Origin of the sequence: Pseudomonas fluorescens, assembly GCF_000802965.1 — a bacterium.
GTDB classification, from domain to species: domain Bacteria; phylum Pseudomonadota; class Gammaproteobacteria; order Pseudomonadales; family Pseudomonadaceae; genus Aquipseudomonas; species Aquipseudomonas fluorescens_A.
Genome location: NZ_JSAK01000027.1, coordinates 149,710 through 175,445 on the forward strand (window position 1 = coordinate 149,710; position 25,736 = coordinate 175,445).

Below are 25,736 nucleotides of genomic sequence, written 5' to 3' on the forward strand. Positions count from 1 at the left end.
TAAATCCGGATCAGAACCAGACAACAAAAAGACCGCACGACATGTCAGAACCGACCTTCCTGAACAACGAAATCCGCGACTGGCTGATGGACTGCGGCCTGTTCAATCAGCTGCTGCCGGCCGACTTTGCCGCCGCTTCGGGCTACTTCAGCATCAGCACCATCGCCCAGGGCGAAGAAATTTTCCACGAGGGTGATGCCGGCAGCTTCATGTGCATCATCCACACCGGCCAGGTGGCGGTGCAAAAAACCACCAGCGACGGGCAACGGGTGACCATCGCCACGTTGCGCAGTGGCCGCTCGTTCGGCGAAATGGCCGTGCTCGATGGCGAACGCCGCTCGGCCAGTTGCGTCGCCGCGAGCAACTGCCAACTGCTCAACCTGGGCAAGGATTCGCTGGAAAAGATGCTCAACGATGCCCCGAAAATCGCCGCAAAGATTATCCGCGCACTCGCCGTTTCGCTGTCCAAACGCTTGCGCATGGCCGACGGGCAATTGCTCGCGCAGCAGGTTTAACCGCCGGGCGATTTAACTTTTGGTGGATTCTGCTCGATGCCCGGCACCGGTTGATCCTTGGTGGGCGGGCTTGGTCGCTCGATCGGCACCAACGGCGGACCGCCACTGCCGGGGCCGACTCTGGGCAATGGGGCGGGGCTGATTTGCGGGTACGGCGTTGGCGTCGCGGTGCCAGGCGAGCCTGGCGTCAGCGCGGGGCTTACGGGAATGCTTTGTAACTGTTGGGCCTGCGCTGCAGTTATCGAGAGCGCGGCCCAGGCAATGACCGTTAGAATGGTGCGCTTCATCAATGGCTCCGTTGGCCTTGTTGTCTGTTGCAGGCTACTCCCAACTGCGTCCGTTTGCCTTCCCCTCTGCTGCCAATTTTTCTTCAAGTGAGTCCCATGAAACGTTTCGTTCTGCTCGACACCGCCCCAATTCCCGAGAACGGCGGTGCCCTGTGCCTGTTCGAATACGGTGAGGATTTCGTCATCAAGATCCAGGGCGGCGACGGCGGGCAGCTGATGAACACACGCATGCACGGCTCCGAAGACGCCTTGGCCGAGATCCCCTGCCGCAAGGTCGCCGGTCGCCCGAACTCACGGGTATTGATCGGCGGCCTGGGCATGGGATTCACCCTCGCCTCCGCGCTCAAGCACCTGGGCAAGACCGCTGAAGTGGTGGTCGCCGAACTGGTGCCAGGCGTGGTGGAGTGGAACCGTGGACCGTTAGGCGAAAAGTCCGGCAACCCGCTGCTCGACCCGCGTACCGTGATTCGCATGGATGACGTGGCCAAGGTTCTGCAAGCCGAGCCGCAGGGTTTCGATGCGATCATGCTCGACGTCGACAACGGCCCCGAAGGCCTGACTCAGCGGGCCAACAGCTGGCTCTACTCCGCCGGTGGCCTGAGTGCTTGCGCCAAAGCCCTGCGACCGAAAGGCGTGCTGGCGGTCTGGTCGGCCAGCGCGGACCGGCAGTTTTCCGACAAACTGAAAAAAGCCGGGTTCAAGGCCGAGGAAGTGCAAGTCTTCGCCCACGGCAACAAGGGCACCCGCCACACCATCTGGATTGCCGAGAAGCTCAAGGGCTGAGCTAAACTCACTGCATAACCGTCATTAGTCTTTTTACAAAGGTGAACCCATGAGTTCGTCCACCCCGACCAACACCTCGAAGCTGGACCGCATCCTCGCCGACAATCAGCGCGACAAGGAAATGGGCTACCGCGACAAAGCCCTGAAAATGTACCCGCATGTGTGCGGCCGCTGCGCCCGTGAATTCTCCGGCAAGCGCCTGAGCGAACTGACCGTGCACCACCGCGATCACAACCACGACAACAATCCGCAGGACGGTTCGAACTGGGAACTGTTGTGCCTGTATTGCCACGACAACGAACACTCGCGTTACACCGACCAGCAGTATTTCGGCGAAGGCTCGCTGAGCACCCCGAAAATCGCCAAGGCGACGCACAACCCGTTTGCCGCGTTGGCCGGGCTGATGAAAAAAGAAGACTGAATCCCCACCGGACCTGTAGGAGCAAGCTTGCTCGCGATGGCGATTACACAGGCAACCTCTGTGTTGCCTGACAGTCCGCTATCGCGAGCAAGCTTGCTCCTACAGCATTTGGTGCGGCAAGTACTGACACCGGACGGCGACAATCTGCCGCCATCGGCAAACAGCTCCCCTCTTCACGCGCGTTAAAAAGTGTCCTGACCGTTACAGAGCCCCGCCTCGCCCGCCACTCTCCCTGATGGCACTGTTCTTGCCATGTATCAACGTCAATACACTGAGCCAGTCAAAGTCTTGACCGCTCATGTCGTCCCTAAACCGCATCGCACATGGACAGGCTCGAGTCATGAACGTCAACTCATCCTTCAACAGCGCCGCCATCCTGGCCTATTACAACTCCGCCGAGGCCAAGGCTAAACCCGCGGCCAGCGAAACCGAGCAGACGGCTGGCAAAAGCAAAAACGACGATTCACTCAGCCTCTCCAAAACAGCCGCTGACTACAGCGGTTCGATTGCCGGCAACGCGCCTTTTTTCCCGGTACGTCCAGGCATGAGCGCCGATGCCCTGGTGCTGGGTGTTACCCAGCCGGGCGCGGTCTCCAGCTCAGCGGGCAAAACCTTTGCCGAAGTGGCCACGGATGCGCGCAAACGGATGGATGAAAAATACGCGCAGATGAAGGCCGGCGATAAGCCTTACAGCGGCAGTGTCGAAGACCGCAATGCGCTGATGGGTGACCTGGATCGACGCTCGCTCAACGCCGTCGCGACCAATGAAGGCGGACTGTTCTCCAAGGATGAACAGGACGCAGCAAAAGCACTGATGCGGCAGCAGGCTCGTCTGGCGTCGGGCTACTACAGCGGCCCCGACGATCAGAAGAACAACTGGAAAGACCCGTTCGCCAATGACCCGGTCGGTCGGGCCAAGGCGGCGATGAACTTTCTCGAAAACATGAGCCCGGAAGAAAAAAACACACCGCAGTGGTTGTCCCAGCACATGACGCTGCAAGATGCGCTGGATCAGTTCGCCAATGGCAGCAAGGACTCCACTGAAAAGAAATCCGGCCATTTCCATAACCTGGCTGAAATTCTGGCCGGCGTCGTAACCGACCCGGACGCCAGCAAAAACCCGGAAAACGACAAGATCAACAACGCCGGGACTGCCCTGGTGGACCGGATCAAGGCCCTCACGCCGGCGACGCAGTGACCTGGTCGCCGAATCTGCGGCCCGCCCGCAAACCCCGTATAATCGCGCTTTTTTCCTGAAAGGCGCTTCGCTCGTGGCAGACAAACGGTACAGCTGCATTGGTTTGTATAACCCCAAATCACCGGAGAACGTCGGTTCGGTGATGCGCGCCGCTGGCTGTTATGGCGTGGCGTCGGTGTTCTACACCGGTAAGCGCTATGAGCGCGCCGCCGATTTCGTCACCGATACCAAGCGCGTTCACTACGACATCCCGCTGATCGGCATTGACGACCTGAAGAAAATCCTGCCGCTCAATTGCGTTCCCGTCGCCGTCGAACTGGTGGAAGGTGCGCGCCCGCTGCCCGAGTACACTCATCCGGACCGCGCTTTGTACATCTTCGGCCCGGAAGACGGTTCGCTGGACAAAGAGATTCGCGACTGGTGCGAAGACGTGGTTTACATCCCCACCACCGGCTGCATGAACCTGGCCGCCACGGTCAACGTCGTGCTCTACGACCGCATGGCCAAGGGCCTGAACACCCGCTCGGGGCCGAAATTCCGCTGAAACGTCGCACATCCGATGGAACAAGCCGGCCGCCTCGGCAGTCAGCTTAACTATCGACACTGAAGCAGCCCTTCCTGCCTGGAGACAGATCATGAGCGAACTCAAACGCGTAGAGCGCATCGAATCCACCCCGTTCCAGACTCATAGCGATCAAAATGTTCAAGGCTGGGAGCGCATCGGCTCCCTGGCCGGTGGCGTGGTGATGGTGGGCAAAGGCCTGCGTCGCGGTGGCATTTTCGGATTGATTCAGGTGGCGATCGGCGGCGTTGCCCTGGCACGCGGCATCACCGGGCATAGCTCGGCGAAAAGCCTGCTGGAAAAAAGCCGTCAGGACATGGACAACGTGCGGGCGAAGATTCAGCGGGCAGGTGAAGAGTTGGGCCGATTGAAGGCCAATGCCGAGGCGGCGACCAACACCGCAACCGTGACCGGCAATGATTCGTTGAAATCGCCGAAAACCGGGGTTTGATCCGAAAGATATGTTGAGGCGTAAGGCCTCATCGCTGGCAAGCCAGCTCCCACAGGTTTCGTGGTGATCGCAAGATTTGTGAACGACACGAGACCTGTAGGAGCTGCCGAAGGCTGCGATCTTTTGATCTTTACCTTTACTGAAGCAACTCGGTATCAAGGACTTTGGAAGACTCGCCAATCACGCTCTCACTCAGCTGCACGAATTCCTTGGTATCAACACTCCCCAGATGCATCGCCCCACGCAACACGTCATCCAGCGAACGCTTGTTTCGCGTCTTCAGGCGAATCTCGCGATCCAGCTCCTGCAACAACACCACCGCTTTCGAAACCTGTGCCGGGCTGACCTGCTCACCGCGCAGGGTCGTGACTTTCTGACTGTCCTTCGCCAACCGAGTCTGCAAACTCTCATAGCGCTCGTCACTCATACCACCGGCACGGCGCACCAGTTCGATGGCGTAATACTCGGCAAACCCTTCGCTGATCCAGTCGCTTCGATGCGTATCGTTGATCCGCCCGAACACTTGAGCCAACTCCCGCACCAGCGCACTGCTGCCGCTTTCGCTGACCAGCGGCAGACGCGTGTTCAGGTAGATCGACTCCCGCGACGCCAGGCTGCCACGCCACATCGGATCGTTGGCACCGACAATCAGCAACTTGGTCGGATGACGAGGAAACACCGCTTGTACCTGCGGCCAGACAAAGGTCAGCAGCGTCAGCACGTCCATGCGCCGCATGCCCTGACCGCGCGGCGAAGCGACGGTGACTTCGGTCTCGCCCAAGCGTGTTCGACGGCTGCCCAAATGCCCGGCGAGCATCCAGCCCGTGGGTCGGTCGAACAGTCGAGAAACGTTGTCGATGCGGAACTTGTTCTTGCCGATTCGCGGCCAGGCGGTTTCGACGCTTTTCCAGCCGCTGGGCAATTCGAATTCGAGGCGTGATACCAGTTCGATGCCGTCCTGCTGATCGAGTCTGGCTGGCGGCACCAGGTCTTCGCCACGCATCAGCGCCCAACTGGGGGTCATGCGGGTGTCGAAGCTGCCACTCTTGCGCCCCTGGCTGATGCGCACGCGGTAAGTCAGGCTGGCCTTGTCGGCGGCTGGTCGCCATACACCGCGGGCTGGCTTGCCCGGTGCCGGTTGCCAATCGCCATCGGCCTTGAAATCGCTGTAATGGCTGCCGTCGCCGAGGTCGAAGTCCAGGCTGCGGACCGCCGAGCCCTGGGCCAGGGTCAGGCGAACCTCAGCCTGATCGCTTTGCGGCAACAGGCGCACGTGGTAATCCAGATCGACCTTCTTCGCAGCCCATATGGGCGAACTAAAGGCAAAACACCCTATAACCAACGCCAGCCGCCATCCCACAGCCATACACACTCCTAGTGTGGCGAGCGAGCTTGCTCGCGCCGGGCTGCGAAGCAGCCTCAAATTCTTTTAGTCACGCCCTATTTTTTGAGTGCTGCGCACTCAAGCGGGAGCAAGCTCCCTCGCCACCTATAAGATAGCGCTGGAAATTAACCCGCCCGGAAAATCAGATGATCTTCCCAATCATCTTCCGGCACGCTGCCTTCGGCGAGCATGCGCCCGGACTGGGAAATGCGTTCGTGATGCACCGCATCGCGGTCACCGCAGACCAGGTGATGCCACAGCGGCAGATCCTTGCCCTCACTGACCAGACGATAACCGCAGGTCGGTGGCAGCCACTTGAACTCATCAGCCTTGCCCGGCGTGAGCTGGATGCAGTCCGGTACGAAGTCGCGACGATTAGGGTAATCGGTGCACTGACAGGTTTTCAGGTCCAGCAGTTTGCAGGCGATACGCGTGTAATAGACGCTGTTGTCGTCTTCATCCTCGAGCTTTTGCAGGCAGCACAGGCCACAACCGTCGCACAGCGACTCCCATTCCTCCGGATCGAGTTGATCGAGGGTTTTGCGTATCCAGAACGGTTCGACTTTGGCGGCCATGGCTCGAGCATCAACATCAGGTGGTGAAAAGGCCGCCAGTCTAGTGCGCCAGACCCCGAGGGCCAAGCATTGGCGACTGCCGGTAGAGCGGGACTTGTCAGTTGTGGCGCCGCCAAGTAGCTTTGCCAGTCGCAAGGAGCCAGACCTGCGTGCCATTAACGCTCAACCGCGTTGCATTCCGGTGAACCGCCACGGCTCTCGACAGACCTCACCGCTCAGCTCAACTGCGCCCGCAGGTTTCAGACGTTTCTCACTTTCATACGTAGCAAGGAATCTCTTGATGAGTGCAAACCCACGCGTTGCCGATTACGCCATCCATCCACAGTTCACCGATCGCTGGTCGCCCCGCGCCTTCACCGGCGAAGACATTCCGGTCGAGACCCTGCTGAGTTTCTTTGAAGCCGCGCGCTGGGCGCCGTCCGCGTACAACTCGCAACCTTGGCGCTTTCTCTACGCGCGTCGCGATACGCCGAACTGGGAGCGTTACCTCGGTCTGCTGAACGAATTCAACCGCAGCTGGGCGCAACACGCCTCGGCCCTGGTGATCGTGGTGTCGAAAACCACCTTCGCGGCACCTGGCGCTACCGAAGAAACTCCAGCCTTGTGGCACACCTTTGACACCGGTTCGGCTTGGGGCCATCTGGCGCTGCAAGCCAGCATCAGCGGCTGGCACACTCACGGCATGGCCGGTTTCGATCAGGAACTGACCCGCAAGGAGCTGAACATTCCTGAAGGCTATGCGCTGCACGCCGCCGTGGCGATCGGCAAACTGGGCGACAAGTCGACACTGGCGGACTACCTGCAAGCCCGTGAAGAGCCGAGCCCGCGTCGGCCGTTGAGCGAACTCGCTGCTGAAGGCGATTTCACCCTCTAAAATGCAAAAGATCGCAGCCTTCGGCAGCGCCTACAGGATTATGTAACACCTGTAGGCGCTGCCGAAGGCTGCGATCTTTTTGTTTCGCCTCAGTACCCGCGATCGAAATCCACTTCCCCGCGCAACGCTTCACCCGCCTGATACGCCCGCAGGTTCTCGACAAACAGCTTCACCATCAGCGACGGCGATGTCGGTGCCGAACTATGCCCGGTCAGCAACAGGCCCCAGGCCGTCCAGAATGGATGACGTTGCGGCAGTGGCTCCTGACGGCAGACGTCGATCACCGCGCCCACCAGGTGCCCTTCCTTCAAGGCTTCCACCAGGTCCGCATCAACCACCGCGACACCGCGTCCGACGTTAATGAACAACCCGGTCGGTTTGAATTGCTTGAACAACGCCGCATCGTAGATATCGTGGGTGTTCGGTGTATTTGGCAGCAAGTTGACCACGTAATCCACTTCCCCCACCAAGCGAGGCAAGTCCTCCAGCGAGCCAACTTCGACAAATGGCGCCTGCTCGCGGGCCGAACTGGCGATGCCGTACAACTCGACGCCGAACGGCACCAGAAATTGCGCGACGGTCTGGCCAATGTCACCGGTGCCCACGATCAACACCTTGCGCCCCGCCAGGCTTTGGCCATGACGACTGTCCCACTTGCGCTCGACCTGGCTGACCAGCCGCGCCAGCACTTCCCGCTCGTGACCGAGCATGTAGGTGAGCACGTATTCAGCCATGACCTGACCGAAAATCCCCACCGCGCGGGTCAGCCGATAGTGTCGTGGCAAGCCGTCGGCCAGCAGCGGCGTGATGCCCGCCCAGGTCGATTGCAGCCATTGCGGCTGGTGACCCTGACGCAGCAAGGTCGCCAGCAGGTCGGGTTGTCCCAGCCACACCGGGCAATCAGCGGCCTGTCGGGCCAGTTCGGCGGAGTCACCGCTGGTCAGCACTTCCAGATCCGGCGCTACTTCGCGCAACAGTTGGGCGTACACAGGGTGGTCGTGCTCAGCAATCAGAACGCGCATGCTACAAACCTTTCGAAAAACAGTGCAGACAGCCACCGACAGAGTATTGCTCTGTCGTCGCGGCCATCGCCAAATCATTCCAGTGTTTCACAATAGCTCTGAACAGAGCCTGTCCAGCGACTACATCGGATCGTTGCGGCGCAGCAACTCTTCCGGCAAGTGCTCGATGTACTCGTCTTCGGCCGGTGGCATTTGCAGGTGGTAGCCCTGCTTATCAAGGTTCTCCAGCACGACAGTGATGTCCTCGCGTGACAGCTTGCGCTCGGGGGACAGCACCAGGTCGAAGGCGTGGATGGCTTTGCCGAAGGCGAGCATCAGAGGCTCGGGTACCCGCTCCAGAGCATCGCTCTTGAGCACATACAGGTACATTTCGTTTCTCTTCGAACTGCGGTAGATGGAGCAAATACGTTTCAAGGCTGTTCTCCGGCGGTGGCCAGGCTGTCGAGCAGCGCCTGGCCCATCAATTCGCGGCGCCAGCCACGCAGCGAATCAGGCAATTGGTAGGGACCCTTGGGGAAGCCGCTTTTCAACAGCGCTTCCAGGGTTTTCTTGCGCAGCATCAGCTCCGGCGCGATGTCCAGGCGCTCGGCTTCGGCCTGGCCGATGGCTTTCATCTGTTTGAGCAGTACGGCAGCGTCCACCGGCAATGGCTCCGGCACGGCTGGCGGCCATTGATCTGGCGACACACTGCCAGAGCGCTTGATCAGATCAAGCAGAAATTCGCCGTCCTGACGCACGGTACGCGGGTGCATGTCTTCGATTTTCGCCAACGCACCGAGGTTGTCAGGCTGAGTCCGCGCCAGCGGCCACAGCGAATGCTCGCGAATGATGCGGTTGCGCGGCAGGTCGCGGGCGCGGGCCTCTGTCTCGCGCCAGGCGCAAAGTTCACGCAGGACGGCAAGTTGCGCGCGGGAGAGTTTCCAGGCCAGCTTGGCGTCGCGATAGACCTCATTCGGGTCGATCTCGCGGCGCAGGTTGGCCACCAGCTCGGCACCGTCTTCCAGAACCCAGGCGTATTTGTCGTCAGACAGCTTCGGACGCAGCTTCACGAACACTTCCGCCAGATGCACGGCATCTTCGGCGGCGTAGCTGATCTGGGTCTCGGAAAGCGGACGCTGCAACCAGTCGGAACGGGTTTCGCCCTTGGGCAGATCGATGCCGAGCACCTCTTGCACCAGACGCGAATAACCCATGGAGAAGCCGAGGTTCAGGTAAGCGGCGGCCAATTGCGTGTCGAACAGCGGCGCCGGCAGGCTGCCGGTCAAGCGCAGCAGGACTTCGAGGTCTTCGCTGCAGGCATGCACGACTTTGACCACCGCCGTGTTTTCCAGCAACGCGGCCAGCGGCTGCCAGTTGTCGATGGTCAGCGGATCAATCAGGTAAGCACGTACGCCATCGCCCACCTGCAGCAGGCCGGCAATCGGATAGAAGGTGTCGACCCGCATGAATTCGGTGTCGAGGGCAACGTAGGGCAGATGCTGCCACTCGGCGCAAAACCGGCCGAGGCTATCGTTGTCGCGAATCCAGTGAATATCGATGGCCACACGGCTCTCCCTTGAAGAATGGCGCGCAGTATATATCGCCCCCGGCGATTTCCGCGCATCCACTGAACAAGAGCTTTAGCGAAAATACCTGCCTGACAAGAAGAATAGTCCGACAAACACGGACTATCCGGGCTTACGCAGCACGTAAACCCGCCTCGGTGCGCATCCAGGAAGGAAATCCTGATGACTCAGCACACGAAAGCCTGCCTGCTTGAACTCGCCCTCAATCTCGGCCTTGCTGGCCAGCGGTCGGCTCGCAACGCCCTGTGCATCGGCACGTCGCCCCTTGAAGCGACCGTCGAGCCGAACGGCCACGATCACCGTATCGCGGCTGACACGATAAAACTCCTCCAACATCGCCAGACGTAGATCAGGGCTGGCCATGTGTTGAAACAGCTGCATGCAAAAAATGCAGTCAACTGCGTTCTCTGGCAAGCCGATGGTGAAAGCTGAGCTTTGAAAGGTCCTGATGCGGTTCAACAGGTCTTGTGGATGATGGGTGCGAGCATGATCGAGAATCTCCTGCGACGGATCGGTCGCCAGGATCACCCGGTTCGCATGTTCGGCCAACACCGGCCAGAAGCGCCCTACGCCGCAGGCCACATCAAGAATCAGGCCTGGTTCGCCGGCGGCATTGAGCGCATTGCGCACCAGTTGCTCGTCACGCCAGAACCCCAGGCGCCTGGCCAGGCCTTGCGCGCGCGGCTGCAAACAGACGCGAGCGTGTTCCTGGTCGTAGCGCCGGGCAAACTCTTGCTCAATGGCGGATGGGAGTTGGGCATTCATTCTTTGGCCAGTACACCGTCGATCACGGCGCCACGGCAGCCGGCAAACATATCCAGATCCTGGTTGTAGACCTTGCTGTTGACCTCCAGCAAACCCAGCATCGAATGGAACAGGTTGTCCTGACTCAAGGGTTTTTCGCGGCTCATTTGCAGGCAATGGGTGTCCACCGAGAACGACTTTTGATAGCTGTCGGAGAACCAGGCCAGCATCGCCACATGCTTCTGTTGCTCAGGCGCCAGCATGTAGGGCGTGCCATGGAGGAACAGGTTGTATTCACCCAGGGACTCGCCGTGATCCGACAGATACAGCATCGCGGTGTCGACCTTGTCCTGATTGCTGCGCAATACATCGATCAGGGTCGACAACACATGGTCGGTATAGACCAACGTATTGTCATAGCCGTTGACGATACTTTCGCGACTGCAGTTGTTCAGCGCATTACTTTCACAAACAGGGGTAAAGCGTTCGTACTCTTTCGGATATCGCTTGTAATACTCCGGACCGTGGCTACCCATCTGGTGCAACACCAGGACCGTGTCTTTATCCAGGGTATCGATGAAGTGCTGCAAACCTTGCAGAAGGATTTCATCTCGGCATTCATTGTTGGCACACAGCACCGGATCTTTTAGATTGCTGACATCCTGGAGCGTGACCCGGTCGCAAGTGCCTTTGCAGCCTGACTGGTTGTCACGCCAGATAACATCGAGACCGGCACGCTTGAGCACGTCCAGCAGCCCCTCTTCGTTCTTCGCTTTGCTGGCGTTGTAATCCTTGCGGCCCATGTTGGAGAACATGCAAGGCACCGACACTGCGGTTTCAGTGCCGCAGGAGTGCACATCGGTGAACGCGATCAGACCGGGCTGTTTATCGAGATTTGGCGTGGTGTCGCGGTCGTAACCGAGGATGCCGAAGTTTTCCGCCCGGGCACTTTCACCCACCACCAGAACGGTCAGGGATTTACGACCGTGTGCTTGCCAGACCGGGTTTCTCTCGGCATCTACGCCGACTGCGACAAAAGGCTGTCGTGCCGACGCCACTTGCTCGCGCAGGTAGCCCAACGAAGCACCAATGTAGTTGCTCGGCACTACCATAAGGCGTAACTCATGGTGATTGCGAAACAACGAAGACAGGCCTTGATAATTAACCAGCGCCACCCCGCCAATGACCGCAACCGATGCAACACTCACCAATACTTTACTTACTAACTCACGATGCCAGCGACGATAGTTAATCGAGGTCTTCCACAAAACCAACGACGGCAAAATACCGAGCAGCACAATATAAATAAGCAACTTTATCGACAGTAAATCACGAACTTCTGTGACGTTGGTTTCCGCAAAATTACGCAACATGCCAGCATCGATCAAAACACCATACTGGCTCATGAAGTACGCCACGCCCGCACTGATCATGAACAGCAGCGTCAAGACCGGCTTCAAGAGCGGCCGGAACGCCAGCAGGGTCAGTACAATGTTGAAGGCCGCGAGGATCATCACCCCGAATGCCACGCGCATGACGATGCCTTTACCGTCACCCGCTGTAATCTCGAACAGGTGTTGCCACAGCACCAAATTGAACGCGATTAATAAAAAGGCACTGGCAATCAATGTCACCCACTCGGGGCGCACGGCTTTGATCTTCAACATGATGAGCGGCTGTTCCTGGAAAGAAGTGCCGCCGGCAAATGTGAAAATTTCATTTACCGCGACAGCACTAACTTTAGGCAGCCAACCATCAATTTTTTGTGAAAAAGAAGCCAACGATTAGTTGGCCTCTTATATCAACATGAAACTTTTAACTTATTTGAGAATGATTCAGTTGTGGTTCAGCCCAGCGCCCATTTGTGCCCCCCTGCAGAAGGGCTGTCGAGTCGTATTTAATTTCTAGATAACCCCACAGATTTTCTGATTTGCCGCCTCCAACCCCGGGGCGCCTAATCGGCACCCTACTTTTCAAGGACCGTAAATGGAAAACATTCGCGCAACCTCCCGCCCTGCCCTCTGGCTCATGCTTAGCATCGTTCTCGTTGCTTTGAACTTGCGCCCCTCCATGGCTGCGGTCGGACCTTTGCTGTCCGCGATTCGTGGCGACATCCCGCTGAGCTTTAGCCTGGCCTCATTGCTGACCATGCTGCCGATAATGGCCATGGGGCTGGCGATGTTCTTCGGGCTTGCAATCAGTCAGCGCCTCGGCTCACAACGCACCGTCATGCTTTCTCTGTTGATCATCGGTATCGCCACAGTATCGCGACTGTTTGTTGATTCGGCGGCCGAACTGATCCTCAGCGCCGTACTCGCTGGTATCGGTATCGCGCTGATCCAGGCGTTGACGCCTGTGCTGATTAAATCCCGCTTCAGCGACAATGTTGCCCTGTGCATGGGACTCTACGTTACATCGATCATGGGCGGCGCAGCCATCGCCGCCTCATTCGCACCGTTAGTGATGGCCCGCACCGGCAGCTGGCGCGTGGGGCTGGCAATCTGGGCAATGCTTGCGGTTTTGGCATTGCTGTTCTGGTGCACCCATCGCGCAGTGACGCCGCAGGGCCCGAAGTCTTCCAGCACCCCATTCTTCTTCGCCAACTCCCGGGCCTGGTTGCTCGCTCTCTTCTTTGGTCTGGGCACGGCTTCCTACACCTGTGTGCTGGCCTGGCTGGCACCGTATTACGTGGAAAAAGGCTGGAGCGAACAACACGCCGGTTTGCTGCTGGGTTTCTTGACGGCCATGGAAGTATTGTCAGGACTGGTAACTCCCGCCATCGCCAACCGCAGCCGAGACCGACGCCTGGTGTTGGTGGTATTGCTGGCGCTGATCATCGCCGGCTTCTGCGGGTTGACGCTCACTCCGCAACATCTGAGTCTGCTCTGGCCGAGCCTGTTGGGCCTGGGAATTGGCGGCCTGTTTCCAATGAGTCTGATCGTGTCGCTGGATCACGTGGATGATCCCCACCGCGCCGGTGGCCTGACCGCCTTCGTCCAGGGCATCGGTTACATGATCGCCGGTCTCTCGCCGTTGATCGCCGGGATGATCCGCGACCAACTCGGCAGCTTCGAATGGGCCTGGTGGTCACTCACCGGCGTGATGGTCCTGATGCTGCTCATAGCGTTGCGTTTCAATCCTCGGCACTACGCCCGGCACATTCACTGATCCGGAGCCCTGTCGGAGTCGGCACGTTGCGTTGTTGATATCCTTTTGGCTCATGCTCGGAACGACGCTGAATTACACGCTATGTTCACCTCGTCCCTGCATTCGACTAGGATCATTCGCACAAGATTGCGCACGGTCAGCGCAACGGGCACCGCGAGACGGAATGGATGCTGAACAGCAACACGCTAAGAAAACTGGATATGCAGGACCTCATGGTGTTCGTAGCCGTGTATGAGCAAAACAGTGTCACCGGGGTCTCAGAGACGCTGTGCGTCAGCCAGTCCACCGTAAGCTACTGCCTGAAAAAACTGCGCAGCGGCTTCGAAGACGAACTTTTCATCAACACCCGCACCGGAATGCGCCCCACTTACAAGGCCGGCAGCATGTACCCTCATGTGCTGAAGATTCTCGAAAGCATCAACCTGTGCCACGCCGGCACACCCGCGTTCGATCCGACCTTACAGCCGGCAAAATTCAACATTTGCGCACCGGAATACTTCGAGCAGTTAGTCCTGCCGCGAATTTTGAAGAACTTCGCGTTAGCCGACCTGCCGGTGATGATCAATGTGCACAAGCTGGAAACCGACATCCCGGCTGAAGCACTACGTGATGGCAGCTTCGACCTCGTGATCGGCTTCGGTCCCAACTTTCATCGCAGCCATGGCGACTTCAACTCGCGAATACTACTTGAAGATGATCTGGTCTGCGTCTTTGACAAACGCGCCACACCGCGAGAACCGCGCTTGAGCCTGCAAACCTTTACCGAGCGCCGGCATGTGTTCCCGACGCCCTGGACATCCAACACCAACATGGTCGACGGCTGGTTGGCGCAACAAGCCCGGCAACGGCAGATCGTCGCGCGAGCCAACAGCTACAGTGCGGCACTCAAATTGATCACCGGCACCGACTTCGCCCTCACCCTGCCCCGGCGCATCCAGCGATTGCTGGCCAATGAGGCAGTCTTCGATCACCGCGAAGCGCCCAAAGGCCTGCCGGGATTCACCCTCGACATGCAATGGAGCCAAGATCAGGACAGCGCCAACACCTGGTTGCGCGAACAAGTACTCAAAGCCTGCGCCGAGCCGGAAATCTGAAACTCAGACGCCGATGGCGGTCTTGGCGTAAGACTCTCGATCAATGTCGAGGATCTCCACACACAACTGGACTTCAACGCCTGCCGGCCATGCACAGAGATCCTGCACCACCGCCAGCAGGCTTTCCGACAGCTGCTTTTTGATCTGCGACGAGCGCCCGCTCAACACTGCCAGCTTCACATGCACAAACCCCCGCTCCACCAAAGCGGTACCGACCTTGAACGTTTCGACCTTCACCGCACGACTCTTGATGTCGGATTCAGCACCGAACTGGCCGGAGCCCACCAGCGCATTATTGAGTCGCAGCAACGCCACATCGGCATTCAGATCAGGCAGGTTGACGGTGTATTCCAAATGCAGGTGAGGCATGGCGTAACTCCTGTAGGTCGGCGGAAAAATTCGTACATACATTATTGGGGCAGAGACAACAGATTGCGCTCTCCCATGAACGTTTCAATTCGTGAACGCAACCAGCGTTCGGCGGGGTCGCTGTCGGCGTGGCTGAGCCACACCATCGACAGTTCCAGTGTCTGGGTCTTGAACGGAAACGGCTCCATGAACAGCTGACCCGATGCTGCCATCGCCTGGGCGGTGTAATCCGGCAGGCTGGCAATCAGATCGGTCCCGGCCAGCAATGCCGGCAGCGAACTGTACTGCGGCACCGAGAGCACCACCTGCCGCGAACGACCGATTTGCGCCAGCCACTCATCAGCAAAACCACTGACGTTGGCGATGTGCGACACCAGCACATGCGGGCGCGAGCAATATTCATCGACCGTCAACGGCGTATCGGAAGCATCGGCTCGCAACACACTGGGGTAGATGTGCCGCAGCAACTTGCGCTTGGCATTGGCCGGCAGACCGCGAGTCTGACTGATGCCGACCGTTATGTCGCCAGACGCCAGCAAATCGGGAATCCGCCAGTAATCGACGTTCTGCACCACGAACACTACTTTCGGCGCTTCCTCGCGCAACGCGCGCAACAGCGGGGGCAACAACCCATATTCGACATCGTCCGACATACCGATACGGAAGGTCATGGTGCTGTTGCTTGGGTCGAAATCGTGGGTCAGGCTCAATGCCACCGACAACGAATCCAGTGCCGGTGACAGGTAGCGAAAGATCTCTTCGGCCCTTGCAGTCGGTTCCATGCGATGACCGACGCGAATGAACAGCGGATCATCAAACATCGTGCGCAAACGGTTGAGCGCCGAACTGATGGTCGGCTGACCGAGAAACAACTTCTTTGCCACCTTGGTGACATTGCGCTCCAGCATCAGCGTTTCAAACACCACCATCAGGTTGATGTCAGCCTTGCGTAGTTCGTTGCGATTCATCCACCGCCCCCAGTCCCCAATCCTTCTGACAGTTTAGGGAGGTGTCCCAATCGGCGTCTATGCAACCCGAGCGAATAGCCGCAACACTCTGCATTAATCGTCCGATTGGAACAAAGCTGCTGACCCGAAGCCTAGATCTCCTTGACCGGGGTCTGATCGCACGTCCCCTTGATCAGGCTGATGGCATGCACGCAGTCAGACTTGTTGACGTATGCCTCTCCGCTGGCAACCGTTTCATGATTTCCCGCCCGCAAACGCCATCTCCATTGGCCTTTGCCGGTCAGAACGGTGCCACGGGTTTGCCTGTAAATCTCAAAATACATTGCTCGCTCCTTGCGATGGCTGAATACGGCAGATCAGTGACCTGCGATAGCCAGAGTAGATGAGGTTTTTTCGGGGAGATGTAATCGAGTGTCAGGGAATATTTCAGGGAAAAGGCCTTGAATCGCGGGCGGAGCAATGAATTCGGGGTGAGGTAAATTGAGCGACTGGGAGGAGTAACTTTTCCCATGAACAGACAAACTTTTCGCACCGCGGGTCGCGGCTATATCTGACGCACACCCACCCACTGGTAAAACCCGAACAAACAAAAAAGCCCCGCAGCTTATTCAGCTACGGGGCTTTTTCTATGTAATGGCGGAGAGATAGGGACTCACCATAACGAAGAGTTTCGACCAACAAGGCCAGTATTCATGGGCGTTCAGCGTGCGTAGTAGTACAAATGAGTAGTACAATCCGCTGTACCACTCCCCACTTCACGGCGCTCCAATGGCAGATAACCTGATTCAGAAAGCTGGCGAATCCACATGGTATGTGCGACTGGCAGTGCCTGTTGATGTGCGAAAAGCTTTGGGCGGGAAATCCGTTCTGATTCAGTCATTGAAGACTGGGTTACGGTCTGAAGCCATGACTCGACGCCTGAGCATTTTGGCTGGCTGGAAAGCAACGATTGGAGCAGCGCGAGAGAAACGAGCACTACCAGAAGACTGGCAAGCAGGTGTCATTTCCCAATTGGAGCAATTTGATCAGATTGCACTTGAACAGAAACGCAAACTGATTGGGGAGACAGTGCCGGACCTTCCACAGGCTGACCCTGAAATGCTGGAGAAAATGAAGGCTGATCCCAAGATGGTCGCGCTCGCCACCAAATTGGTTACCGACAAAATGAAAAATGGTCTGGCGGGCCAAATCCGATTTGAGGACAACCTTGCCAACCTGTTCAAACGGTTGGTTCCTGCCCAGCTCGCAAAAAACTACCAGTTAACCGCAACACAACAGACAGAACTGGGTGCCTTGACCGGCAACCCTTCCAGTTACAAACCAACCTCACCGATCACGAAGCAGCGTATCGCCACGTTCCGCCAGTATCGTGAAACGCGAAATGTCGCAACCAAGACGATGGATCAGCAGCAGTCGAAGCTAGAAAAGCTGTCAGCCTACTTAGCCAAAGAAGGTAAGCCGCTCGACTTCGATACCGTGTCAGCGTGGCTTGACTCCCTCAAGCTGGCAAGCAAGACCCTCACCCAATACTTGCTGGCAGGTAACGTCTTCTGGAAGTGGGCGATGAAGCACGACATTCGTTGGCGTGAAGACTTCAAGGACAAGGCCAACCCGTTTGAGCACCACGAGTTGCCGCAAACCCGTGGTAAGGAACGTGCAGACCGTCAGCGAAAGGACTTCCAGCCGAAAGATATTACGGAGCTTCACGCTGCTGCCTTAGCTGCTGACCACACGACGCTAGCTGACTTGATCCTCTTGGGAGCTTATACAGGCGCTCGCATCGAAGAGCTTTGCCAATTGAGAGTCGAGCACGTGATTAAGCCGGACGGCATTGAAAGCTTCGATATTGTTGATTCGAAAACCGCAGCGGGTATCCGGGTCGTGCCTGTACACCCTGCCCTAACCCGAATTGTCGAGCGCCTGAAGAACGACTCCAAGGATGGCTACCTGATCCCATCTGTCAGCAAGAACAAGTACGGCATACGGTCTGACGCGCTCTCAAAGGCATTTGGCAGACTCAAAGAAGCGCATGGCTACGGCGCCCAACACGTGTTCCATTCGATCCGCAAGACGGTTATCACTCAACTGTACAGGGCTGGCGTACAAGGGCCACTGATTGCTGAACTGATGGGTCACGAAACTGGAACAGTGACATTCGATGTGTACAGTCAGGGTGCAAGTGCAGCACAGAAGCTGGAAGCGATATCCATGCTCCCCATGCTCCCCATGCTCCCTTAAGCCAAGCATCAATCGCTTGGGTTTCGAGGCCGCGTTACAGTTACAGAAACCATCGAAAACTCTCGATAAGCCCCAGTGAACCTGCACCCATTTCATCTAGCTCCATTCACCAGCTCCCGTTATTCCCTATGTTTACGGGCTTCGTGGCAGTCTGGACTAAGCAGAACGCTTTCTCTCCCGCCGGAAACCAGTTTTTACAGCGTTGCTCTCGCAGAAAAGGTGGAGCGCACAGAAGCACCCAGACAACCATTTCTAGATCAACTGTTTCATGCCACGTCAACAGCTGGGTTGACAAGAGCAGTATAAAAGTGCATTATACTCGCCTGTCTCGACGGACAGACCGACATCTCGAATAGCCTCTCACGACCACTGTTATTGCAGTGATTTAGAAGAGGCTTTTTTGTGGGCGTCATTTACCAAAACAACCGGCAATACCCGAGAGGAATGCCTATGAAATTGAACTGAACAGGAGATGAAAGAATGCAGCACAGACACAAAACGCAAGACAAGCATCAAGACGCCTTCGTCAAATTCCCCAAAGCTTTGATGGCTGCTACGCACTGGATCAGCCTGACCACTGGTGAGGAAATCCAATTCACCCCATCGAACAAGATTCTTTGGCTTCACATCAAGGATCGCTTCGACTTCTTCGCCAGCTTGGGCAACGGGTGGTTTGATAATCAGGAAGCGATTGCCGCAGCTACTGGCAGCAACATTAGCACCGTGAAGCGATTCCTTGCCGACCTGACAAAGCACGGATATCTCAAGGCATCGAAGAAAAAGGTTTGGGGATGCGCATTCTCTAATAGCTACACCGTCGTCCAAGACCTTGTTGGAATTGTTCGCACGGAGAGCAAGGCTGCAATGGCAGGGGGCGCTACGCCGACGGCGCCAGACGCGACACCGGAAGCAGCTCCAATCGTGGTAGCAATCGCGCCAACATCGACAGTAGCCACAATCACGAGTCCAGAAGCACCACCTGTTATCGGGTTGGCATACCGCCCCCCATCGAACGACAGTGATCCTCCGAATTGGGGATAGCAACAGCTCAGAATGAGCTACCGCAAAGCTCAAATTGAACTTCCCCAGATAGCTCAAATTGAACCACCGCATAGATCAAATTGAGCTGCCGGCATAGCTCAAATTGCACCACTATTAAGATAGATAGAATAAGAAAGATATAACAAGAATAATTTATAAAGATAGATATACCAAGAAAAAGGTTAGCACAGCACAGCGGGAGGCGTAAGCCGAAAGCTGAAGCTGACCCGCACTTACCTAGTAGCTTCTCTTCCATAGTACTTATTGAAAATTATGAAGGTAAAGTCACCAAAGTAATTGTGGCTCCATGTAAGGGCAAGTCAGGCCTACAGCTACCGCTGTGTAACATCCAGTGCTAAAGCTTTTGGGCTGTGCATAACGTTCAAACTTTAACAATGTGACAACTGGAACAACCGCCAATGGCACCACCTACTGAGGAAAATTCCTAACCAACACACAAGGAGATTTTAGCATGACCTACATCGACACTGACGGAGTTGAAACCCTTTCTCAATTTGGCAGAGGCTCCCGAACCGCAGTAACACCATATGCTCCGCTCAAAATACCGAGCTTCTTGAAACGAGCGCCATCACCAACAGTGCCAACACCAGAACCCATAGCGCCAGCATTACCAATGTCGGCAATACCAGACACTGCCTTGGATTACGGTGTAGGCATTGATGATTCTCCAGAGGGTTCTGAGGATGCCGCTCACACTTCTTGGCTTGCGATGATGAAGCGGGTGTACCCCAAAGACCCCACTAACCCATACCCAACGTATGATGGCTGCTCTGTTGACCTTTGTTGGCACCTATACTCGGATTTCAAGAGGTGGTTTGATGTCAACCACATTGCAGGCTACCAACTGGACAAGGATATCCTGCAACCGGGTAACAGACTTTACAGTCCTGACACATGCGTCTTTGTCCCGGCGTATATCAATCAGACTGTGAGGTGGAGGAGGAAAATGCCGAAATCGGGTTTCCCCGGCGTTAAAGCGTTTGCCGGCCTGTGGTACGCCAGCATTATGCACAAAGGAGTTCTCACCGATTACGAGAGCAGAAAGGATGCCCTTGAGGCGCACTGTGATTGGCAAAGGATGAAAGCTGATACTGTCGATGATCATCTTCATAATTACTTGCAAGAAGTGGCGCCGGACTTGCGTGTTGTACGTGCATTGATCAGGTATGCCGACATGCTTCGATCAAACGCTGACCAAGGTGTTCCGACATTCAAGTACCAGCACTAACTATTGAAGAAGGAGGCAGCAGCGTTAACTGCTGTCTCCTGTCTACGCAATTTGCAGCCCAGTGAGCGCCCTGGCTACCGCAGGTAGAAGTAGAGGAACACGACAACCAGAACGACAAAAATCACTCGACCTTGGATTACGTCAGAGTTGGCCTTGTCCACCTTGATCTGTTTGTAGGTGTCAGTGTCGCTCAAGCCTTGAGACTTGTAGTGCATGATCTGATTGATCTGCTTGTCCAGATTCTTGTTGTGGCTGTCATTGCTTCGCATGGTCAGCCCCCACACGACCAACCAAAGACCTCCAGTCAGGACGGTCATGATCACGTGCAAGACGTGGTTCGTGTTCTTCTTCTGGCTGGTCAGTACAAACAGTTTTTCGTTCATGGGCATCCCTGTCAGGTGCGAGCTGGGTGAGCAACGAGGATACCAATGTATCAGTTGGTGTGTCATCAGATGGTGTGTTCACGATTGGAATACATCCGACCATCATTTGTAGATGCAACCAAATCAGAATCTGAGAAAGGGCTTCGGCCAACGAATTCGAGAGCTACGCACCAGTCAGGGCTTCAGTCAGGAGGCTTTCGCTGATCGGTGTGGGTTCGTTCGAACGTACATGTCACGAATTGAGACGGGCACAGCCAACCCCAGCCTAGACGCGGCCAAGGTGCTTGCTGATGGACTGGGATTGACCTTGTCAGAGCTGCTACAAGGGCTCTGACGACCTCCAAACACAAACTCAAGGAATGAGCCGTGCCAGATAACACAGAAGCCCATGTAGCCACAGCGGACGTGCTAACCCTCTTACTACACAACCAGCACGCCTTGGCTGCAGCAATTGAAGAAGTTGCCTTGTGGGCTAAAGCCAGTGGTACAAGCGAAGCCCATGAGAACGCCGTCACCGCATTGCGGACTCTCGATGCGAACGCTTCTGCCATCTGCTCTGGAATTCTTAAGCTCCGCCAATAATCACGACCAAGAGAATCGAAGACCTGGGAGAGATGGCGAACAAAGTCTTTCCTACGATCATGAATGTCATGGGCAATCGAAAAACAGAAACCACATGACCTTTCCAAGCTGTTCGACAAGGCTGGGATCAATCGGTGACCTGTTCTGAATAAACATTTGATGACAGAGGACGTTAAACAGAAATGACTATGATCCCCGGCTTTTGGGATATCGGCCCTCACGATCCCGTCGATGTCGAAGCCACTTGGCAAGAGTTTGTACGGTCAGTTGGCGGCCACGTTATTGAAGACCTCGTGCCCCACCCCAGAACATTTGAGAATGCGGATTTTCTCTTTTCCACTGTTCCGGTGGTGGCAGAGCTCAAGGAGATCAAGACAGAGTTCGAGAAGTCGGATGCCTTCGTGAAAGGATACTTGTCGCTATTGCAGCGATTAATGGACGAGGACCCTGATTGGCGCCCTCAGCTTTTGGGGGGCACGGGCGAGTATCCAAAGTGGTTCTCTAGTGAGGTAATCCGCCTCTTCCGACCTCCAGTCTCGCGAATTATCAAGAAGGCCAACAATCAGATCAAAGCAACGAAGGAACATTTCAAGATCGTTGATCCAACAGGTGTGTTGGTGTTTGTAAATGATGGGTTCACTGCACTTGAGCCACATTTCGTTCATGCCCTAGCGTGTAGCATCCTGACCAACTCTTACTCTTCAATTGACTGCTTTCTTTATGTCACCGTGAATCGTTACGTGGAGGTCGATGGGAGTGATGTGCCGCGACTGCTCTGGATGGCGACGTACAGCGACCGAGCTCCAGATTCACTTTCTGGGTTCATAACCGAGTTGGGGCGTAGCTGGCATGACTTTTTGGAAGCGAAAATAGGTCCGTTCACCGTGCCTAGAGAAGAGATTGAGGCAGGGAGCATCTCATCGCGAGCCATTGTTCTGCCTGACGAGAAGAGCTAAGCATTAGGCTGTATTCAAATGGGTACACCCCATGACCGGTCGTCGGTGAATACGGATTAGGTGTATTCATAGGGTTGCTTTCAGTCTGATACACAGGCATTCTGAAAGCCTCTAGACCCTATGCACACAGGAGCCCACAAGATGGTTGACGTTGCGTACATTCGAGTTTCATCCGTTGACCAGAATGTTGACCGCCAGTTGGACGGACTGACATTCACCAAGACATTCACGGACAAGGTGAGCGGCGCCACAACAGAACGTCCAGCCCTTCAAGATATGATTGGGTATGTGCGTGAAGGTGATGTTGTCCATGTGCATTCGATTGACCGCCTCGCTCGCAGCCTTCAAGACTTGCTGAAGCTGGTAGAACAGATCAACGCCAAAGGTGTGGCTGTGAAGTTCCACAAAGAGAACCTGCTCTTCACTGGCGACAAGCACGACGCAACCCAACACCTGATGTTGTCCATGATTGGTGCTGTAGCTGAATTCGAACGCTCAATGATCAAAGAGCGCCAACGTGAAGGCATCGCCAAAGCTAAGGCCAAAGGGATTTACAAGGGACGCACCAAGGCCGTATCCAATGACGACATTCACAAAGCAATCACAGTGGACAAGCTGAGTTACAGGGACGCTGCCAAAGCTCTTGGTGTATCCGTGTCGTCTGTTCAACGTGCAATGAAGGTCGCCATCAAGGTTTGATACAACACCGCTCATAGAGCCTCTGTGGGGCTCAGGGTTATTTTGGTTTTCCGCAGCTTTCTATTTAAGCCCGTCGTTTCTTGCTGAGCACCTCTAGTGGTGCGACTGGATTACTTTTTCCAGAATGACCCCACCCCTTCTTGCTGAAAGTGCCCATAAAAATTTGGGCGGCTGGGTAATTCGCCCATATCCCGACACTTAATCGTGAGCCTGCCACCATCGCACTGGGTTTACTACCTCGGACAAAACTTACAGATTATTTTTCAATCGGAAAATCCCAACGAGTACCGAGGCGCATCATTATTTTTCGCGAGTGCTTGGATATTTTCCAGAAACGCCCCTCGCCCTATCTGTTTGGATCGTAGAGCGCCATCCTTGAATCAGATATCGTTCTATCCCATCGCTCAATGAATATCAGAAACTTATTGTAGTCATTCGCATATGTTTGAAGCCACTTGCCTATCCCTTCGCATACAGCAAGATAGAATGGATGGAGATTGAAATAATAGGTGTCGCCTACACCTTGCGCTTCCTCTGGTACGTTTCCTATCGATATTGAAATTCGTCGAGCCTTTTTCTTTAATACCTTGTTTGAATCAAGATTCGACATATGCAACATTCCATTTCTCATCTCCCAAAGCTCGTCAGCGGTGACGCCTATAGGCTTCAAGTCAACATAAGCGTCAAGCCATCTGCTAAACACGGCACGCTCTGATGGTTTCTTGTCGTAACCATATTCAACATGTGCAATGCTGTCGATACAGGACATGAATAGCTTGGCAGCAGATGCATAGTGCTTGTTATTGAAAAGGAGTTTGTAGGCCAACAAAAAATCGTCGTTAATAAGATCGGCATAGTGAAATGTATTGTCTCTTGTATATTTTGCCAGCCAATCATCCATGACGCTTTTTTCTCCCATCTCCTGATTCACGTCATCCATATCTAGCGGAGCGTGATCTGAGACATAATTTATCGAGGGCTTTCCGTCGAGAATTATTGTGATTCCATAGAGTGGTGTCCGTGTTTCGTGCGACTCAAATACATGCTCGAATAGTTCAAGCGCTGTACCCAAGCGACAGCGTGCAGTATATGCACCGATTGTCAAACCTACTGGAGCTTTCGTTAGTGCTGCCTTTTGATAATCCCGCTCTACCGAAGTTTTCAGGTACGCAAGTTTGTCTTCATCCGTGCCATCAACTTCGTAGCGTATATGTCCGAGAAACCCTACCCTTTCTTGTGCGTCTGCAATCAAGTAGAAGCTGTAAATTGTTTCCTTCACGCTTTGCTCTCCCTGCTGTCTTGGTTACTTCTGCAAGTGCTTCTCTTGCTTTTCAATGAGTTTCGCAGTCCAGTCTGTAGACCCGCTCCAGCGTTTCAACTCTTCACCGCAGACGCTGCAATCTATTGAGCCCGGATCTCGCACAGGGAATTTTTCTCCTGTGAGCTTGTAGATGGAGCCACATTTACTGCAAGTAATTTCACTGCTCATATGCATCTCCAGCCATCATGTCGTCTTCGTCAACATGTAGATTATATAACCACCAATTACGGTGGTCGTTAGCGCCGACACCCAAGACAAGATAGATGCCCCCCATCGTGCCGTCCAAGTATCCTTAGTATCAGCAAGACGAATGTATGCATTTGGAATGAATGCCATATGTAGCCAGCCTACAAGCTTGATCAAGCCGAAGACCAAAATACCAATCAAGATCTTCATCCAGAACTCTGACACATAGGTCATTGCTACTATCATCATGAACAGTGCAAGTTGATTTAGATTGAGCCCGAACCGCTTGAAGTTGGTGGCAAGGCTTTTTTCATTTTTTGCCAACTCGCTACGTATCATTTGTGCTTTACCTTCCACCCAGATCTCTCGCACACCCTGTACAACAACTCTATTGAAACCATGCTCCGCCAGTTCAGCAAACGCAAACTTATTAACACCAAACTCATCAGGCTCTTGCAAGTACACTTTCAGGTATGTCAAGTTTTTATGCTTACCCATCTGTGCAATGAAGTCTTTACCATGCTGTGTCACCTCAGCTCCGCCGCATCGATAAGTTACAATCGGTTTCGCTTCCGCATTAAAGTCCTTCTTAACTGCTTCCATAAGCGACATCACATCGTCTTTTGCAAGCCTCAACGCACCTAGGGTGTACGACTGGGTATAGAACTGTTCGATTTCAAGGTCTGTCTTTTCGGTGTTCGCAGCTCCCGCACCGTGTGGGTGGGCAGTGAATGGCCCTCCTGAACCTATCGAAGTTGACCATTCTCCTTTTATGCTGCCCTCGGGAGTTAGTGCCGCTTTCACTAAAAGCTGGCCGTACTCAACCCCCTCCGCTTGTGTTATCGCATTGCCTGTCAGCTTTATTTCATCGTCATATGTGCCATTGACTTTATAGGTGACCAACCCATATTCATCGTCATGGAACCTGATAATGCCATCCAGTTCCTCCCCATCCTTTTCGAAAGTGATGGACAGATTCCCGGTATTCGTCCCGAAGGCTCTTCCTGCCCAGAGCTTCCCTAAATTTGCCACAGACCAGCACCCCCATGCTTTTCGGTTATTTAACGAGTATAGCGGTGCCTTTTTCCAGAAAAGGTTCAT

30 protein-coding genes are annotated in these 25,736 nt (G+C 55.3%); 16 read left to right on the forward strand and 14 right to left on the reverse strand.

Going from position 1 to position 25,736, the window contains the following annotated elements; translation table 11 throughout:
• The first annotated feature begins 41 nt into the window (after window positions 1–41).
• Window positions 42–515, forward strand: coding sequence for a cyclic nucleotide-binding domain-containing protein (locus NL64_RS21270; protein ID WP_034150025.1), 474 nt, complete (start codon window positions 42–44; stop codon window positions 513–515).
• On the opposite strand, the gene NL64_RS29765 is transcribed toward NL64_RS21270, so the two are convergent.
• Window positions 512–802, reverse strand: a complete 291-nt coding sequence (locus NL64_RS29765) for a hypothetical protein (protein ID WP_080758060.1) — start codon at window positions 800–802, stop codon at window positions 512–514. The two genes, NL64_RS21270 and NL64_RS29765, sit on opposite strands and share 4 nt — an antisense overlap.
• Window positions 803–898: 96 nt before the next feature.
• Between NL64_RS29765 and NL64_RS21275 the strand changes: the two genes are divergently transcribed.
• The 5 genes from NL64_RS21275 (at window position 899) to NL64_RS21295 (ending at window position 4,217) form a co-directional block, all read left to right on the forward strand.
• Complete coding sequence (locus NL64_RS21275; RefSeq protein WP_034150026.1) at window positions 899–1,585, forward strand: spermidine synthase; 687 nt, start codon at window positions 899–901, stop codon at window positions 1,583–1,585.
• A 49-nt stretch (window positions 1,586–1,634) separates the two neighbouring features.
• Window positions 1,635–2,006 carry a YajD family HNH nuclease gene (locus tag NL64_RS21280; protein ID WP_007944009.1) on the forward strand — a complete coding sequence of 124 codons (372 nt, stop codon included), beginning with the start codon at window positions 1,635–1,637 and terminating at the stop codon, window positions 2,004–2,006.
• A 340-nt stretch (window positions 2,007–2,346) separates the two neighbouring features.
• A complete protein-coding gene (locus NL64_RS21285) occupies window positions 2,347–3,204 on the forward strand; it encodes a hypothetical protein (RefSeq protein ID WP_034150027.1) in 858 nt (285 codons plus the stop codon).
• A gap of 73 nt (window positions 3,205–3,277) precedes the next feature.
• Window positions 3,278–3,748, forward strand: a complete 471-nt coding sequence (locus NL64_RS21290; RefSeq protein ID WP_007911337.1) for an RNA methyltransferase — start codon at window positions 3,278–3,280, stop codon at window positions 3,746–3,748.
• Window positions 3,749–3,839: 91 nt separating this feature from the next.
• Window positions 3,840–4,217, forward strand: a complete 378-nt coding sequence (locus NL64_RS21295; protein WP_034150028.1) for a YgaP family membrane protein — start codon at window positions 3,840–3,842, stop codon at window positions 4,215–4,217.
• Between the two features lie 136 nt (window positions 4,218–4,353).
• On the opposite strand, the gene NL64_RS21300 is transcribed toward NL64_RS21295, so the two are convergent.
• Both NL64_RS21300 and NL64_RS21305 read right to left on the reverse strand, forming a co-directional pair.
• On the reverse strand, window positions 4,354–5,583 hold the full coding sequence (locus NL64_RS21300; RefSeq protein WP_034150029.1) for a hypothetical protein: 1,230 nt from the start codon (window positions 5,581–5,583) through the stop codon (window positions 4,354–4,356).
• A 143-nt stretch (window positions 5,584–5,726) separates the two neighbouring features.
• Window positions 5,727–6,176: a YcgN family cysteine cluster protein gene (locus tag NL64_RS21305; protein WP_034150030.1), complete on the reverse strand. Its 450-nt coding sequence runs from the start codon at window positions 6,174–6,176 to the stop codon at window positions 5,727–5,729.
• Window positions 6,177–6,456: 280 nt separating this feature from the next.
• Here NL64_RS21305 and NL64_RS21310 point away from each other — a divergent pair, with 280 nt between their 5' ends.
• Window positions 6,457–7,050: a nitroreductase family protein gene (locus NL64_RS21310; RefSeq protein WP_034150031.1), complete on the forward strand. Its 594-nt coding sequence runs from the start codon at window positions 6,457–6,459 to the stop codon at window positions 7,048–7,050.
• A gap of 89 nt (window positions 7,051–7,139) precedes the next feature.
• On the opposite strand, the gene NL64_RS21315 is transcribed toward NL64_RS21310, so the two are convergent.
• From NL64_RS21315 to NL64_RS21335, 5 genes are all read right to left on the reverse strand, one after another.
• Window positions 7,140–8,072, reverse strand: a complete 933-nt coding sequence (locus NL64_RS21315; protein WP_034150032.1) for a D-2-hydroxyacid dehydrogenase — start codon at window positions 8,070–8,072, stop codon at window positions 7,140–7,142.
• A 120-nt stretch (window positions 8,073–8,192) separates the two neighbouring features.
• Window positions 8,193–8,486: a YcgL domain-containing protein gene (locus tag NL64_RS21320; protein WP_034150033.1), complete on the reverse strand. Its 294-nt coding sequence runs from the start codon at window positions 8,484–8,486 to the stop codon at window positions 8,193–8,195.
• Window positions 8,483–9,616, reverse strand: a complete 1,134-nt coding sequence (gene rnd / locus NL64_RS21325; RefSeq protein WP_034150034.1) for a ribonuclease D — start codon at window positions 9,614–9,616, stop codon at window positions 8,483–8,485. The genes NL64_RS21320 and rnd overlap by 4 nt, the downstream gene beginning before the upstream one ends.
• Window positions 9,617–9,739: 123 nt before the next feature.
• A complete protein-coding gene (locus NL64_RS21330; protein ID WP_034150035.1) occupies window positions 9,740–10,402 on the reverse strand; it encodes a class I SAM-dependent methyltransferase in 663 nt (220 codons plus the stop codon).
• Window positions 10,399–12,048, reverse strand: a complete 1,650-nt coding sequence (locus NL64_RS21335; RefSeq protein WP_034150036.1) for a phosphoethanolamine transferase — start codon at window positions 12,046–12,048, stop codon at window positions 10,399–10,401. Before NL64_RS21335 ends, NL64_RS21330 begins: the two co-directional genes overlap by 4 nt.
• 319 nt (window positions 12,049–12,367) lie before the next feature.
• Between NL64_RS21335 and NL64_RS21340 the strand changes: the two genes are divergently transcribed.
• Both NL64_RS21340 and NL64_RS21345 read left to right on the forward strand, forming a co-directional pair.
• Complete coding sequence (locus NL64_RS21340) at window positions 12,368–13,549, forward strand: cyanate transporter (protein WP_034150037.1); 1,182 nt, start codon at window positions 12,368–12,370, stop codon at window positions 13,547–13,549.
• 167 nt (window positions 13,550–13,716) lie between these two features.
• The gene (locus tag NL64_RS21345) at window positions 13,717–14,643 is read left to right on the forward strand and encodes a LysR family transcriptional regulator (RefSeq protein WP_034150038.1); all 927 of its coding nucleotides are present in this window, start codon (window positions 13,717–13,719) and stop codon (window positions 14,641–14,643) included.
• A gap of 3 nt (window positions 14,644–14,646) precedes the next feature.
• On the opposite strand, the gene NL64_RS21350 is transcribed toward NL64_RS21345, so the two are convergent.
• The 3 genes from NL64_RS21350 to NL64_RS21360 all read right to left on the reverse strand — a co-directional run bounded on the left by NL64_RS21350 (window position 14,647) and on the right by NL64_RS21360 (window position 16,303).
• The gene (locus NL64_RS21350) at window positions 14,647–15,012 is read right to left on the reverse strand and encodes a 5-carboxymethyl-2-hydroxymuconate Delta-isomerase (RefSeq protein WP_034150039.1); all 366 of its coding nucleotides are present in this window, start codon (window positions 15,010–15,012) and stop codon (window positions 14,647–14,649) included.
• A 41-nt stretch (window positions 15,013–15,053) separates the two neighbouring features.
• On the reverse strand, window positions 15,054–15,980 hold the full coding sequence (locus NL64_RS21355) for a LysR substrate-binding domain-containing protein (protein ID WP_034150040.1): 927 nt from the start codon (window positions 15,978–15,980) through the stop codon (window positions 15,054–15,056).
• Window positions 15,981–16,111: 131 nt separating this feature from the next.
• A complete protein-coding gene (locus tag NL64_RS21360; RefSeq protein WP_034150041.1) occupies window positions 16,112–16,303 on the reverse strand; it encodes a YegP family protein in 192 nt (63 codons plus the stop codon).
• A 445-nt stretch (window positions 16,304–16,748) separates the two neighbouring features.
• Between NL64_RS21360 and NL64_RS21365 the strand changes: the two genes are divergently transcribed.
• The 3 genes from NL64_RS21365 to NL64_RS29205 all read left to right on the forward strand — a co-directional run bounded on the left by NL64_RS21365 (window position 16,749) and on the right by NL64_RS29205 (window position 20,508).
• Entirely contained in the window at window positions 16,749–18,218 is a 1,470-nt protein-coding gene (locus tag NL64_RS21365) for a tyrosine-type recombinase/integrase (protein WP_034150042.1), read from the forward strand.
• Window positions 18,219–18,698: 480 nt separating this feature from the next.
• A complete protein-coding gene (locus tag NL64_RS29200; RefSeq protein ID WP_052321277.1) occupies window positions 18,699–19,259 on the forward strand; it encodes a DUF6945 domain-containing protein in 561 nt (186 codons plus the stop codon).
• A gap of 472 nt (window positions 19,260–19,731) precedes the next feature.
• Window positions 19,732–20,508 carry a hypothetical protein gene (locus tag NL64_RS29205; protein WP_155292773.1) on the forward strand — a complete coding sequence of 259 codons (777 nt, stop codon included), beginning with the start codon at window positions 19,732–19,734 and terminating at the stop codon, window positions 20,506–20,508.
• A 74-nt stretch (window positions 20,509–20,582) separates the two neighbouring features.
• Here NL64_RS29205 and NL64_RS21380 read toward each other — a convergent pair whose 3' ends face one another.
• Entirely contained in the window at window positions 20,583–20,891 is a 309-nt protein-coding gene (locus tag NL64_RS21380) for a hypothetical protein (protein ID WP_034150043.1), read from the reverse strand.
• A gap of 112 nt (window positions 20,892–21,003) precedes the next feature.
• Between NL64_RS21380 and NL64_RS21385 the strand changes: the two genes are divergently transcribed.
• The 4 genes from NL64_RS21385 (at window position 21,004) to NL64_RS21400 (ending at window position 23,128) form a co-directional block, all read left to right on the forward strand.
• Window positions 21,004–21,225 (forward strand): helix-turn-helix domain-containing protein, encoded by a 222-nt coding sequence (locus NL64_RS21385; protein ID WP_034150044.1) that lies wholly within the window; start codon window positions 21,004–21,006, stop codon window positions 21,223–21,225.
• A gap of 32 nt (window positions 21,226–21,257) precedes the next feature.
• Window positions 21,258–21,473 (forward strand): hypothetical protein, encoded by a 216-nt coding sequence (locus NL64_RS30670; RefSeq protein WP_034150045.1) that lies wholly within the window; start codon window positions 21,258–21,260, stop codon window positions 21,471–21,473.
• A 182-nt stretch (window positions 21,474–21,655) separates the two neighbouring features.
• On the forward strand, window positions 21,656–22,429 hold the full coding sequence (locus NL64_RS21395) for a hypothetical protein (protein ID WP_034150046.1): 774 nt from the start codon (window positions 21,656–21,658) through the stop codon (window positions 22,427–22,429).
• Between the two features lie 141 nt (window positions 22,430–22,570).
• Window positions 22,571–23,128: a recombinase family protein gene (locus NL64_RS21400; protein WP_034150047.1), complete on the forward strand. Its 558-nt coding sequence runs from the start codon at window positions 22,571–22,573 to the stop codon at window positions 23,126–23,128.
• A gap of 346 nt (window positions 23,129–23,474) precedes the next feature.
• Here NL64_RS21400 and NL64_RS21405 read toward each other — a convergent pair whose 3' ends face one another.
• Both NL64_RS21405 and NL64_RS21415 read right to left on the reverse strand, forming a co-directional pair.
• Window positions 23,475–24,407 carry a hypothetical protein gene (locus NL64_RS21405; protein ID WP_034150048.1) on the reverse strand — a complete coding sequence of 311 codons (933 nt, stop codon included), beginning with the start codon at window positions 24,405–24,407 and terminating at the stop codon, window positions 23,475–23,477.
• Window positions 24,408–24,632: 225 nt separating this feature from the next.
• Window positions 24,633–25,736: a hypothetical protein gene (locus NL64_RS21415; protein WP_034150050.1), complete on the reverse strand. Its 1,104-nt coding sequence runs from the start codon at window positions 25,734–25,736 to the stop codon at window positions 24,633–24,635.

Coding starts and splice junctions, on each gene's coding strand:
- NL64_RS21270 (WP_034150025.1), top strand. CDS start 42: ATGTCAGAACCGACCTTCCTGAACAACGAAATCCGCGACTGGCTGATG.
- NL64_RS29765 (WP_080758060.1), bottom strand. CDS start 802: ATGAAGCGCACCATTCTAACGGTCATTGCCTGGGCCGCGCTCTCGATA.
- NL64_RS21275 (WP_034150026.1), top strand. CDS start 899: ATGAAACGTTTCGTTCTGCTCGACACCGCCCCAATTCCCGAGAACGGC.
- NL64_RS21280 (WP_007944009.1), top strand. CDS start 1,635: ATGAGTTCGTCCACCCCGACCAACACCTCGAAGCTGGACCGCATCCTC.
- NL64_RS21285 (WP_034150027.1), top strand. CDS start 2,347: ATGAACGTCAACTCATCCTTCAACAGCGCCGCCATCCTGGCCTATTAC.
- NL64_RS21295 (WP_034150028.1), top strand. CDS start 3,840: ATGAGCGAACTCAAACGCGTAGAGCGCATCGAATCCACCCCGTTCCAG.
- NL64_RS21300 (WP_034150029.1), bottom strand. CDS start 5,583: ATGGCTGTGGGATGGCGGCTGGCGTTGGTTATAGGGTGTTTTGCCTTT.
- NL64_RS21305 (WP_034150030.1), bottom strand. CDS start 6,176: ATGGCCGCCAAAGTCGAACCGTTCTGGATACGCAAAACCCTCGATCAA.
- NL64_RS21310 (WP_034150031.1), top strand. CDS start 6,457: ATGAGTGCAAACCCACGCGTTGCCGATTACGCCATCCATCCACAGTTC.
- NL64_RS21315 (WP_034150032.1), bottom strand. CDS start 8,072: ATGCGCGTTCTGATTGCTGAGCACGACCACCCTGTGTACGCCCAACTG.
- NL64_RS21330 (WP_034150035.1), bottom strand. CDS start 10,402: ATGAATGCCCAACTCCCATCCGCCATTGAGCAAGAGTTTGCCCGGCGC.
- NL64_RS21335 (WP_034150036.1), bottom strand. CDS start 12,048: ATGTTGAAGATCAAAGCCGTGCGCCCCGAGTGGGTGACATTGATTGCC.
- NL64_RS21340 (WP_034150037.1), top strand. CDS start 12,368: ATGGAAAACATTCGCGCAACCTCCCGCCCTGCCCTCTGGCTCATGCTT.
- NL64_RS21345 (WP_034150038.1), top strand. CDS start 13,717: ATGCTGAACAGCAACACGCTAAGAAAACTGGATATGCAGGACCTCATG.
- NL64_RS21350 (WP_034150039.1), bottom strand. CDS start 15,012: ATGCCTCACCTGCATTTGGAATACACCGTCAACCTGCCTGATCTGAAT.
- NL64_RS21355 (WP_034150040.1), bottom strand. CDS start 15,980: ATGAATCGCAACGAACTACGCAAGGCTGACATCAACCTGATGGTGGTG.
- NL64_RS21360 (WP_034150041.1), bottom strand. CDS start 16,303: ATGTATTTTGAGATTTACAGGCAAACCCGTGGCACCGTTCTGACCGGC.
- NL64_RS21365 (WP_034150042.1), top strand. CDS start 16,749: ATGGCAGATAACCTGATTCAGAAAGCTGGCGAATCCACATGGTATGTG.
- NL64_RS29200 (WP_052321277.1), top strand. CDS start 18,699: ATGCAGCACAGACACAAAACGCAAGACAAGCATCAAGACGCCTTCGTC.
- NL64_RS29205 (WP_155292773.1), top strand. CDS start 19,732: ATGACCTACATCGACACTGACGGAGTTGAAACCCTTTCTCAATTTGGC.
- NL64_RS21380 (WP_034150043.1), bottom strand. CDS start 20,891: ATGAACGAAAAACTGTTTGTACTGACCAGCCAGAAGAAGAACACGAAC.
- NL64_RS21385 (WP_034150044.1), top strand. CDS start 21,004: ATGCAACCAAATCAGAATCTGAGAAAGGGCTTCGGCCAACGAATTCGA.
- NL64_RS21395 (WP_034150046.1), top strand. CDS start 21,656: ATGACTATGATCCCCGGCTTTTGGGATATCGGCCCTCACGATCCCGTC.
- NL64_RS21400 (WP_034150047.1), top strand. CDS start 22,571: ATGGTTGACGTTGCGTACATTCGAGTTTCATCCGTTGACCAGAATGTT.
- NL64_RS21415 (WP_034150050.1), bottom strand. CDS start 25,736: ATGAACCTTTTCTGGAAAAAGGCACCGCTATACTCGTTAAATAACCGA.